10 protein-coding genes are annotated in these 11,897 nt (G+C 57.9%); 2 read left to right on the top strand and 8 right to left on the bottom strand.

The features are described from left to right. Positions 1 to 5: 5 nt before the first annotated feature. Positions 6 to 734, bottom strand: a complete 729-nt coding sequence (locus SWE17_RS09070) for a lytic transglycosylase domain-containing protein (RefSeq protein WP_322992780.1) — start codon at positions 732 to 734, stop codon at positions 6 to 8. Between the two features lie 75 nt (positions 735 to 809). On the opposite strand from SWE17_RS09070, the gene mnmA reads away from it, so the two are divergent. Next, a complete protein-coding gene (mnmA, locus tag SWE17_RS09065) occupies positions 810 to 1,982 on the top strand; it encodes a tRNA 2-thiouridine(34) synthase MnmA (protein ID WP_322992779.1) in 1,173 nt (390 codons plus the stop codon). Position 1,983: 1 nt separating this feature from the next. Here mnmA and tcuB read toward each other — a convergent pair whose 3' ends face one another. From tcuB to SWE17_RS09040, 5 genes are all read right to left on the bottom strand, one after another. After that, positions 1,984 to 3,150, bottom strand: coding sequence for a tricarballylate utilization 4Fe-4S protein TcuB (gene tcuB, locus SWE17_RS09060; protein WP_322992778.1), 1,167 nt, complete (start codon positions 3,148 to 3,150; stop codon positions 1,984 to 1,986). Beyond that, on the bottom strand, positions 3,137 to 4,579 hold the full coding sequence (tcuA, locus tag SWE17_RS09055; protein ID WP_322992777.1) for an FAD-dependent tricarballylate dehydrogenase TcuA: 1,443 nt from the start codon (positions 4,577 to 4,579) through the stop codon (positions 3,137 to 3,139). The genes tcuB and tcuA overlap by 14 nt, the downstream gene beginning before the upstream one ends. A gap of 123 nt (positions 4,580 to 4,702) precedes the next feature. Further along, positions 4,703 to 5,605, bottom strand: a complete 903-nt coding sequence (locus SWE17_RS09050; RefSeq protein WP_322992776.1) for a LysR family transcriptional regulator — start codon at positions 5,603 to 5,605, stop codon at positions 4,703 to 4,705. Positions 5,606 to 5,690: 85 nt separating this feature from the next. Then, positions 5,691 to 7,715, bottom strand: coding sequence for a 4-oxalomesaconate tautomerase (locus tag SWE17_RS09045; RefSeq protein WP_322992775.1), 2,025 nt, complete (start codon positions 7,713 to 7,715; stop codon positions 5,691 to 5,693). A gap of 1 nt (position 7,716) precedes the next feature. Continuing rightward, entirely contained in the window at positions 7,717 to 8,676 is a 960-nt protein-coding gene (locus tag SWE17_RS09040; RefSeq protein WP_322992774.1) for a tripartite tricarboxylate transporter substrate binding protein, read from the bottom strand. A 97-nt stretch (positions 8,677 to 8,773) separates the two neighbouring features. Here SWE17_RS09040 and SWE17_RS09035 point away from each other — a divergent pair, with 97 nt between their 5' ends. Beyond that, positions 8,774 to 9,688 (top strand): LysR family transcriptional regulator, encoded by a 915-nt coding sequence (locus SWE17_RS09035; RefSeq protein ID WP_322992773.1) that lies wholly within the window; start codon positions 8,774 to 8,776, stop codon positions 9,686 to 9,688. Positions 9,689 to 9,707: 19 nt separating this feature from the next. On the opposite strand, the gene SWE17_RS09030 is transcribed toward SWE17_RS09035, so the two are convergent. Then, entirely contained in the window at positions 9,708 to 10,463 is a 756-nt protein-coding gene (locus SWE17_RS09030) for an SDR family NAD(P)-dependent oxidoreductase (RefSeq protein ID WP_100172405.1), read from the bottom strand. 101 nt (positions 10,464 to 10,564) lie between these two features. After that, on the bottom strand, positions 10,565 to 11,893 hold the full coding sequence (locus SWE17_RS09025) for a DUF3422 domain-containing protein (RefSeq protein WP_322992772.1): 1,329 nt from the start codon (positions 11,891 to 11,893) through the stop codon (positions 10,565 to 10,567). Positions 11,894 to 11,897 lie beyond the last annotated feature (4 nt).

Raw genomic sequence — 11,897 nt, 5'->3', positions numbered from 1 at the left:
AGGGGTCATGGCAAAGCCGGTTTTTGCCCTGCGGCCACTGCATCCAATTGCGCTTGTTCGGCCAACACTTTGGCCACATACCCGCCGTCTTCTGTCAGTGCATAACCACCCAGATAGAACTTGAGACCCTCTTCCATTGAACCGTCTCGCATTTTGATGGCGTCGGCAAGCACAGCCACCCCCACGCGCACATTGGCAATGGGATCGAAAGCGGCGAGGCGACCGCCATAGGCTTCGTAGCGCTTGGCATGGATCTCGGTCACCACTTGCATCAAACCTTGCGCCCCAGCCTGACTTTGCACATAAGGGTGAAAGTTCGACTCAATGGCCATCACCGCCAAAATGAAATGTGGTGCCAATTTGGTTTTCTTAGACAAAGCGTAAGACTCGGCCACCAAAGCGGCCAAGGGCTCTGGCGCGACTTTGTATTTACGGGCCAACCATTCGGCCACGGCCGCTTGGGGCTTGGGCAAATCTTGCACACGCAGGGCAGTCGCTCGCTCGGTCGTGTCTTGGGGCAGCCACGACAACAACACTTGACGATCGCGCAACCAGTTAAAAACCGTCCCTTCCGCCGAATGCAGCCATTGCGGGTTCAGCCACAGGGCCAGCACCAAAGCGAGCGAGGTCATGCCCACCATGGCCAAACCACTGTGGGTGATGATGAACATGCCCTGCGCGACGTCGCGCAGGAAAATTCTGCCGTATTGGCACCAAGTGCAGGTTTGATTCATGGATATTGCCCTGTAGCGCATTATAAATTTGGGGGCTCAAGCGGGCACACCCAAGGGTCACGGGATAATTGGGGCATGTCCCATCCCACCCGTGTGGTCGTCGGTTTGTCCGGCGGCGTCGATTCCGCTGTCACCGCTCACCTGCTCAAGCAACAAGGCTATGAGGTGATCGGCATCTTCATGAAAAATTGGGAAGATGACGACGACAGTGAATACTGCTCATCCAACATTGACTTTGTGGATGCCGCCGCTGTGGCCGATGTGCTGGGCATCGAGATCGAACACGTCAATTTTGCGGCCGATTACAAAGACCGCGTTTTTTCCGAGTTTGTGCGCGAGTACCAGGCCGGGCGTACGCCCAATCCGGACATCTTGTGCAATGCTGAAATCAAGTTCAAATCGTTTCTGGACCACGCCATGCGCCTGGGAGCAGAGAAGATTGCCACCGGGCATTACGCACGGGTTCGGTTGAATGGCGCAACGGGCCGACACGAGCTGCTCAAGGGTCTGGACGCCAGCAAAGACCAAAGCTACTTTTTGCACCGTCTGAACCAGGCACAGTTGTCCAAAACCCTGTTCCCGGTGGGCGAGTTGCACAAAACCGAGGTGCGCCGCATTGCCGAAGAAATCGGTCTGCCCAACGCCAAAAAGAAAGACTCGACCGGCATCTGCTTCATCGGCGAGCGGCCTTTCCGCGAGTTCTTGAACCGCTACATCAGCAAAGAACCCGGCCCGATCAAAGACCCAACAGGCCGCTCCATTGGCCAACATGTGGGCCTGAGCTTCTACACCTTGGGGCAACGCCAAGGATTGGGCATTGGTGGCATCAAAGCCAAAGGGGCAGAAATGAAGGCGCTACAAGCCCAAGGCTTGCGGGGCGCGGGTGAACACACGCCTTGGTTTGTGGCCCGCAAAGACATTCCGAACAACACCTTGTGGGTGGTGCAAGGCCATGACCACCCTTGGCTGCTGTCACCCCAGCTGCAAGCCACCGATGTGAGCTGGTGCGCGGGCCAGGCCCCAGCCCCCGGTACCTATGCGGCCAAGACGCGCTACCGACAGACCGATGCACCATGCAGCTTACAAGGGCTCGGAATGCCCGATGGGTCAACAGGCTTTGAGCTGTCCTTCAACGACCCTCAATGGGCTGTCACCCCCGGCCAAAGCGCGGTGCTCTACGACGGCGAAGTGTGTTTGGGCGGCGGCATGATCCATTCGGCCAGCGCCTGCCCCCCCAAAACGGACTGACTTATTCGCCGCCCAGCCCCAAGCGGTTGGGTTGGCGCTTTTCGATGGCAAAGCGCAGCAAGGCCGCTGTGCGGAAAATACCGTGCGCAAACTTGCCGTAGGGCAGCGTCAGGAACAAGGCCATCACCGCGCCCAAATGCAGCGCCAACATCAAAGGCATGGCCGCCGTTTGGCCCACCAGCCACAAGAGCAAACCCGTCACGCTGACCAAGAACAACAAGGCAATGAAGCCCCGGTCCATGGGCTTTTGCGCTGCGTCGCCGTGGTCTGGATGGCGGCGCAGGTTCAAGCGCCACAAACCAGCCGTGCCCACCGCCAGGCTCACCCCGCCAATGACGCCCAACAACTTGGGCAAGGTCGTCAAATCGTAAGGTGCAGGCCAGCCCAGCACGTAGTGGTACAGCGTGGCCACGCTGGTGGCGGCAAAACACAACATGAAGCCGTAAAACGTCAGGTGGTGAAACCGCCTGCGGGCATGTGTCCACGCATCGTCTTCGTTGTGGCAACCTTCTCCGTGGCCACCGTCCAGATACTTCAATTTCAGCGCAGCGTGTGCGGCCTCGGCTGCAGCAGGAGACGTCAAATCGGCCCCACTGGTGGCGGGCGTCACATCGCGCCAAAAGCGGCGAACACCCAGCGCCAGCGCCAAGACGGCAAACAAGAAGATGGGGGCGAACAGGCTCACCATCAGGTTGTGCGGGAACACCGCGTAAAAGCCACCTGCCACAGGGGTTGACCACAAGGTGCCCTGGCGCAACATGGCCAATGCCAAAAACAGCGCCAAGCCCAAAGCGAGCGCAACCGACAAGGTCAGGCCGTTGCGTTGGTACAGGCTGCCCAAAGCGGGCGGCCAGGCGTAATCGGCGTAGGTCTGGCCGCGCACCTGGGCCATGGCCTTGGGCACGTTGATGGCAAAGTCGTGCGGCGGCGCATATTGGCAAGCGTGCAAACACGCCCCGCAGTTGTGGCACAGGTTGGCCATGTAATGGATGTCTGCCTTGCCAAACTCCAGCCGACGGGTCATGGCCGGGAAAACCGCACAAAAACCCTCGCAATAGCGGCAGCCATTGCAAATTTGCATCTGCCGCGCCACTTCGGCCTCGGGCGCGGTCATCTCGCCACGCGCCAATGCTCGGGCATCTTGGGTCAGGGCTTCAAGCGTTTGCATGGGAAGCTCCTTCTTTCTGAGCTTTAACGGCCTTGGCCGCCTGCTCGCCCGCTATGCGCCCAAAGGCCGTGCCAATGGTCATGCCCACGCCAGCGGTGTAACCCTTGCCCAGCACATTGCCCGCCATCATTTCGCCCGCCACGAACAAGTTGGGGCTGGGTTGTTCGTTGAATCGCACAGCGGTCGTGTCATCGGTTTTCAGGCCCAGATAAGTAAAGGTCACGCCAGGCCGCACGGCATAGGCGTAATAGGGCGCGGTGTCCAGCGGCCGCGCCCAATGGGTTTTGGCCGGGCTCACGCCCTCGGTGTGGCAATCGTCCAGGGCCGTGTGGTCAAAGGTACCTTCACGGCAGGCTGCGTTGTAGTCATTCAGGGTTTGCATGAAGGTCGCTTCATCCAGGCCCAGTTTGCGGGCCAACTCGGGCAGGCTGTCCGCCTGCGTGCCTTCAAACACGGGCGGCATGAAGCGGCCCACAGCTTTGGCGTCGATGATGGAATACGCCACCTGCCCCGGCTGCTGCGCCACCAAGCGACCCCAAATCGCGTACCGCTTGGGCCAAAAATCTTCGCCTTCGTCGTAAAAGCGTCGCGCCTCGCGGTTGACCACCACACCCAAAGACACACAGTCGATGCGGGTGCAAATACCGCCGTCGTACAAAGGCGCACGGGCGTCAATCGCCACCATGTGCGCTTGGGTGGGGTCGCCAATGCGGTCGGCGCCTTGCTCGAGCATGTGCTTGAGCAACACACCTTGATTGAAGCGCGTGCCGCGAATCAAAAACTGATCCGCCGGGTATTCACCGCGCTCGTTTTGTCCCCAAGCCTCGCGCAGCCACTCGCGGTTGGACTCGAAGCCTCCCGCCGCCAACACGCAAGTGCGGGCGGTGATGCGCTCACGACGCACGCTGCCATCAGCCTGCTTGTGCATGACGGACGCGGCCACAAAACGGCCTTCATCCAATTCGACCGCGTCCACCTCGGCGTTGTAGTGGATCTGCACGCCCATTTTCTCGGCGCTGCGGTAATAGGCATTCACCAGTGCCTTGCCCCCGCCCATGAAAAACGCGTTCGTGCGGGCCGTGTGCAAAGCGCCCGACAGCGAAGGCTGAAAGCGCACGCCGTGCTTGACCATCCAGGGGCGGCAAGTGGCCGAATGCCGAATGGCCAAGCGGGCCAGATGCTCGTTGGTCAAGCCACCTGTGACCTTGAGCAGGTCTTGCCAAAACTCTTCTTCCGGGTAGGCGTCGACCAGCACATCCTGCGGCGCATCGTGCATGCAGCGCAAATTGCGGGTGTGGCCCGAATTGCCGCCGCGCCACTCGCGCGGGGCCGACTCCAGCAGCGTCACGCTGCACCCCGCTTCGCGGGCCATCAAGGCCGCGCACAGGGCCGCGTTGCCACCGCCAATCACCAAAACATCTAAGCTCACGTGGAAAGTCCTCAGGTCAATGCATTCAGTATGGTCGAAGATCGATTGAACGACAAATGAAAAAATAAAGCCGATTATTGCGAGAATCGAAACAATCACCACACCAACGCCCGGACCACCCCATCAAGGGCGGAAACCCGCATGGGCCATCGACAGCACGATGTCACTGAAGGCCTGAGCACCTGGCGAAAGCGTCACGCCCTTCTTGCGCACCAACACAATTTTCCGGCGCACCACAGGCGATTTGAGCGCAATGCGCAGCACCCCTGGACGGTCACCGTCCGCACACGTGGTTGCCGGCATGATGGCGCAACCCACACCCGCCGTCACCAAGTTGAGTGCGGTGGCGTGGTGCTGAACTTCGTAATGCCCCTGAAGCTCGATACCTTTCTTGGCCAGTTGGTAATTCATGACGATGCGGGTGCCTGTGAAGCTGCTGACCACAATCAGGTCATCCACATTCATGTCGGCCCAGGTCAGTGATGACCTGTTGCTCAAAGGATGTTCGCTGCGGCAATAAAACATCAGGGGATCATCGAAGAGCATGGTCTCCTCCAGATCAGGATGCTTGTTGCCTTGCACTGTCACCCCCAACTCAGCCTGCTGACCCAAAACGGCCTCGCGTATTTCGTAAGCACTGGCATCGACCAGTTTGACGCGATTGGCTGGAAACCGATCTCGGTACTGGCGAATCCAGAGCGGCAGCACCGAGGTCGCCAAGGTGGGCACACACGCCAAGGTGAAATGGCCTTTTCCTGTTTGTGATGCGTCCTTCAGTTGCGTGAAGGTGCTGGCCATGTCCATGACCAAGGACCGGGCCTTGGGCAGCAGGTCTCGGCCCACGGGTGTCAAAGCCATGTGGCGCGTGGTGCGGTCCATCAGCTTGAGGTCGAGGTAGTTCTCCAGCTTCTGGATTCGACGGGTCAAAGCAGCCTGAGTCAGGCCGAGTTTGTCGGCGGCCTTGTTGAAGGCCCCCAACTCCGCAACAGTAACAAATGCCTGCAAGCCATCGAAATCGATTTTCATAAGCGTGACGGATCAAATGGCCTGTATTGTGGTCCGAAACGCTTGTGAGCCTGCAGGCATCCCCCCTATGAGGATACCGAGGCCCTCACACCAATTCAGCTGGCTCAGTCAATCTAAACTCTTGTGTCACTTTGGCCCAGTGCTGCAATTGAGATTTGACGTGCCATCCCAGTTGTTGTGGCGAGCTGGGTTGAACCTGTACACCATCGTCCAGCAAGCGTGCCACGGTTTCAGGGTCGACCAATACTTTGTTCAAGGCGCCGTTCAAACTGCCCACCACCGCAGACGGCGTACCGGCGGGTGCAAACAGCCCGTACCACTGGGTCAAGTCCAACTCGTTCAGACCCAGCTCGCTGAAGGTGGGCAATTCTGGCCATGAGGGCAAGCGCTCCTGCCCCGCCACAGCGAGAGCCACCAGCTTGCCTGACTTGAGGTAGGGCAAAGCACTGAACAAGCTGGGCACCATCCACTGCGCCTGACCCCGCATCAACGCGTTCAAAGCGGGCGCTGCACCCGAATGTGTGACACCTTCTGCGGCCACACCATGGCGTTTGAGCAAGATTTCGGCCGCCAAATGCGGCACCGTGCCTTCGCCAGCCGAGGCATAGTTCATCAACTCGGGTCGACTGCGCAACTGTTCCAGCAAGTCTTTGGCTGTTCGCAGCCCCTGCCCAGCACGCACCACCAGCACACTGGGCGAGTGGCCAATCAAACCGACAGGCACAAAGTCCGCTTGCGGGTCATAACGCACGTCTTGCATGACCGGATTGATACCGTGGGTCGCGATGTAGCCAAACATCAAGGTGTAACCATCCGGCCTCGCAGCCGCCACGTATTCCGCCGCCACACTGCCATTGGCACCCGCACGGTTGTCCACCTCGATCGACTGACCAAGTTGAGGCCCGAGCTTGCGCGAGAGGACCCGCGCCATGGTGTCATTGCCACCACCGGCACTGGTGGGCACGATGATGGTGATGGGCTCGCTGGGGTAAGTTTCCAGGGCTACGGGCGAATCTGCCTGCTCTGGCGGGAAAACATAATCAGGCAAGTGCAACTGGCCTTGCATGATCTTGCGTGCAGTGCGCACCAAGGCGGCTTTTTGCACCACCGCATCATGGCCCTCACCCGCCACTTCCACATCAATGTCGATTTGCCCTTGAGGGTGCACCACCGACAACAAGTGACGTCCACTGGCACGCAACAGGCCTGAGGCCACGGTTCCAGGCAACGCAAATGCGGTGCTCACGCCAATGGCACCCGTCACCGCGTGCGAAGAATGGCAACGATGCGGCGTGAAATAGCGCGACACAATACTGGCCGGGCTGTCACCCGGGCTGACGATGACTGGCTTGGGCACCACACTGCCCGACACATCACCCAGCCCCATGCGGCGACCCGCCTCCAGACGCATGACCTCGATCTTTTCCAACAAAGCGGCGTTGGCGTCGAGTTCAGCAGGACGTTCACGGCCCGTGAGCCCCAACTCGCTCGCCCGCAGGATCATCAGTGGCATGGCGGCATCAATGCAAGTGACCGTGACGCCTTCAATGCTTTCTGTGCGCTGGCCTGTGGGAAACAAGTGCCCAGTGACAGCGCCCCATGCGTCCAGAAAATTCAACAAAACCGGAGCTGCCGTCCCCGCCACACCATCAATTCGCGCCGAACCTTCATAGGTCACACGCCCGCCCGGGGTCTGCACCGTCGCCTCAATCTTGGCACCGGTGTTGACATTGTGAATGCGCACTGTGGTGGTCCCGTCCTGTGCCTCAATCAAACCTTGCTCGATGGCAAAGGGGGCCACACCGGAGAGCATGTTGCCGCAGTTCGGACGTGTATCGACAGATTGGTGGCCCACACCCACTTGGGCAAACAAATAATCCAAATCACAATCCGGCAAGGTGGACAGTGAAACAATCGCCACCTTGCTGTTGAGCGTGCTGTTGCCACCCAATCCGTCAAGCTGCAATGGGTCCGATGCGCCAATCGCACCAATCAGAGCCTGATCACGCGCGGCCGGATCCGATGGCAACCAATCCTTGAGGAAAAAAGGGCCACGAGATGTGCCGGCACGCATCAAGACACAAGGAATTTGACGATTTACTTTGGACATTTCAGTCAGCCTGCAATTTGGCACGCTGCACAACCTGACGCCACTTCACCAAATCCTTGCGAACCATCTCACTCAGTTGTTCTGGCGTACTGGTATCAACATCTGCCCCATGCCCTTCAATTTTTTTGATGATCTCTGGGTCATTGAGGACCTTGTTCAAAGCCTGATTGAGTTTGCTCACGACATCTTTTGGTGTTTTGGCAGGCGCAAAAATCGCGTACCACTGATCCACCTCAACGCCGTCAATGCCCAGCTCCTTCAAGGTCGGCACGTCCGGCAACACGGCCGAGCGTTTGTTGCCCGCAATGGCCAAGGCTTGCAAGCGGCCCGACTTCACAAAAGGCACACCCGTGAACAAACTGGGAAACATGACGTGTGTTTGTCCGCCAATGGTGTCATTGACTGCCGGTGCAGAACCTTTGTAAGGCACATGGAGCAAGGACGTTTGTGTCGACATTTTGAAAAGTTCAGCGGCAAAATGGGGCGCGGTGCCGTTGCCTGCCGATGCCACACTGTACTGGTCCGGTTTTTCCTTCAAGACCCGCACCAAGTCCTTCACATCTTTGACTTTGAGCGAGGGGTTGACCACCATGAGGGTGGGTGAATAGCCGACCAAACCGACAGCCTCAAAATCCTTGACGGGGTCGTAACGCAACTTCTGCAAGGCCGGATTCATGGCGTGTGTCGCGATGTAACCGAACATGAGGGTATTGCCATCCGGTGCTGCCTTGGCAACAAACTCAGCGGCCAAAGCGCCATTGGCACCGGCCTTGTTATCCACAATCACAGACCGATTGAGCAACACCCCCAATTTTTGACCAATGGTCCTGGCCATGGCGTCGTTGCCTCCGCCTGCCGCTGTCGGGACAACAATGGTCAGCGGTTTTTCTGACTGCGCCACACCCAAATTGCAAGTTGCTGCCAAGGCTAATCCTGCCACCCATGCCAAATTCAATTTCATACCGAACCTTTCAACGTGTCGTACTTGATTTCAAAGTCGGCGAATGGTGCAGGAAATTCAGCTTTTATTGAATTGCAATTTTTAATATGATTGATGCATGAGACACATCAATTTTGATTTGCAACAACTCCAGGCTTTTATCGCAGTGGCAGAGCGCGGTAGCTTTCGAGCCGCCGCTGATCACATCCATCTTTCTCCCCCTGCACTGAGTCGGCGCATCGAAAAACTGGAGTCCATCATTGGGACCCGGCTTTTCAATCGAACAACACGAGAGGTTGAACTGACCAGCATTGGTCGGATTTTTCTCGACAGGGCACGTGCGGCCATTGACGATTTGGAGTCCGCCATACTGGGCATCTCAGACATTGCAGCAACACGCAGTGGTCGCGTCACGGTGGCGTGCGTTCCATCCGCTGCGCTGTACTTTTTGCCTCATGTCATCAGCAGTTTTTCCGTCAAATATCCGTCCATACGGATTCGGGTGATTGATGAATCCATGAACCAGACTTTGCAAAGTGTGTTGACGGGAGAGTCGGACTTTGGAATCGGATTCATGAATACCCTGATGCCGGAGATCACGTTCGAAGGCATTCACAACGATCCGTTTGTCGTGGCCATGCGGCGTGACCACGCCTTGAGCACTCGCAAAAGTGTGAATTGGGCCCACATTGAAAACGAGCGGCTTATTTCAGTGGCACGCAGCAGTGGCAACCGTCAATTACTCGACGATGTCATGAGCAAAATGGGCTTGTTACCCAACTTCGCCTTTGAGGTCAGTCACATCGGAACTTTGCTGGGCATGGTGGAGGCGGGTCTGGGCATAGCGGCAGTCCCTCGAACGGCATTACCGACCAATCACCCGGTGGTGATTGGTTTGCCTTTGAAAAATCCATCCATTGCGCGCAGCTTGGGATTGCTGAGAAAACAAGGGTCCACTCTCAGGCCTGCAGCGGCCATGTTTCATGACCATTTGTTTGAAGCACTCCAAAAGCGCAAAATCAGTGGCCTCTGAAATGCTTCCCTAACGCGGACTAGAACTGGTATTTACGCAAGCCGCCATCGACCGGAATGACCGCACCCGTGATGTAACTGGCCAAAGGCGATGCCAAAAAGGTCACCAGATTGGCCATGTCCTCGGGCTCACCGTAGCGACCCATCGGGATCTCGTTCTCGCACTGCCACTGACGGTATTCCGGGGTGTAGTTGCGAAAGATCTGCTCTGAATGGATCCGTCCGGGTGGCACGCAGTTGACGGTAACACCGTGTTTTCCGACCATGCGAGACAGGCCTTTGGCCCAGCTGTGCATGCCGGCCTTAGCGCAAAACGCGCCGTTGGTGTGCTCGGGCTCGCTCTTACCCGTGATGTTGATGATGCGCCCCCAATTGCGCTCAATCATCTGGTCGATCAAGGCGTCGGCCACTTGACGTGGACGGTGGAAGTTCAGGGTAATGGCCTCTTGCCAAGCCTCTTCACTCACATGCAGCTCTTTGAAGCTGCGCGAGCCCCCGGCGTTGTTCACCAAAATGTCCACGCTGCCCAAACCAGCCAGGGCCGCATCGGCCAGGCGCTTGGCAGCATCTTCGACATACAAATCTGATTCGATGATCACGGGCGCATGGCCACCCGCTGCGACTATTTCGTCGGCCAGCTCTTTGAGTTTGTCCACACGTCGGGCCGATACGGCAACCCGCACGCCTTCAGCCGCCAGAGCCTTGGCAATACCACGTCCGATCCCTACACTGGCGCCCGTCACCAGCGCTGTCTTCCCACTGAGTTGAAGGTTCATTTTTCATCCTCTTTGATCAACCGCCACCCTCTGTAGCGGACTTACAAAACCAGCTTGCACAGCCGAAAAAATTGAGTCTGTTTGATTTTCAGCTCAAAAAACTAGTCGCGGTGTATTCGTGCGTGGATTTTTTGCACGGTTTTCCACGTTCCTAAAAGTACAAAAGGAATAGACAGGCCAGCGATCACTTCTGGGCTGAACGGCAAGCCCAATTTATTCAGGGCTTTAGCGCTGTAAAAAACCAAACTCACCACATAGTAAGAGATCGCCGCGATCGACAGCCCTTCCACGGTGCTTTGCAAGCGCAATTGCAAAGCTTGGCCTTTGGTCAGTTTTTCTAGCAACATTTGGTTTTGAGCTTCGGTCGCGATGTCTACCCGCGTGCGCAGCAATGCGCTGGTGCGCGAGACACGCTCGGCCAAAGAGGCCAGTCGCATCTCGGTAGCTTGCACCGTGGCCATCGCGGGTGACAAACGCCGCTGCATGAACTCACCCAAAGTTTGTGTGCCCGAAATAGGGCGCTCACGCAATTCCACCAAACGCTGGCTGACGAGTGTGTCGTAAGCCCGCGTGGCCGAAAAGCGGAAACCGTGCTCAGCGGTGGCCCGTTCGATGCTGGCCGCCAAGGCGACCAGCGAATCGAGCAGCGCCTGATCGGTCTGCCCCTTGCGCTCCAGCGATCCTGTGAGATCGGCCAGCTGAGATTCGGCAGCCGACAACATGGCCGACAGGTTTTTGGTCACGGGCAAGCCGCGCAAAGCCATCAGGCGATAGGTTTCAACTTCGAGCACACGCTGCGAAATGCGGCCCGCACGCGCCTCGGACGTGCCTTCCGGGGCCAGCACCAACATGCGCTCAAACCCATCGGCACCAATGCGGAAATTCGTCAAGATACACGAGTGGGGCATGCCTTCGGTGGTGTTGCCCATGCGCGAAGCCAAAACCGCTCCCTCGCCCAACCAAGTTTGCGCTGTCGGGATCAAGTCACCTTGGTCGATGTCCACTTGCAGCATGCCCATGTGGATGGCAGCCATGGTTTGGCCAGGCAAGCCCCGCACCCAGTCGGTACCGGGCGCCACATGCGCAGCCAGCTCGGGCAAGGTCTCTCCCCAACCCGCATGTGCTGGCAGCGTTTGCACAATGGAGTAACGCGTGAATTCGGTGTGACGCTCCCACTTGACGGTGTAGTGGTCACAGCGCAGGCGCAAAAAGTTGCCCTGCATGCGATCCAAGGTCAAATCGGCATGCCCCGGCAAAAGCTGCAAATGGGCCAATTCTTGCTCTCGCGACACGCCCTCATTGAGCACCGCCACATAAACAATCAAAGCTGGCAAGCGCACCCGGGCTGAGGGCCGAGCGTGGACTTCGTTGTGCAGTTCACGACGCTGGGCGTCCTCTGTTGGCAAAAACCGGGAGGTGATTTCGTTCATGGCC

It is taken from the genome of Limnohabitans sp. (assembly GCF_034680285.1).
Taxonomy (GTDB): Bacteria; Pseudomonadota; Gammaproteobacteria; order Burkholderiales; family Burkholderiaceae_C; genus Limnohabitans_A.
Note: the sequence above shows the minus strand (reverse complement) of the source record. Positions and strands in the feature narration are given on the sequence as shown.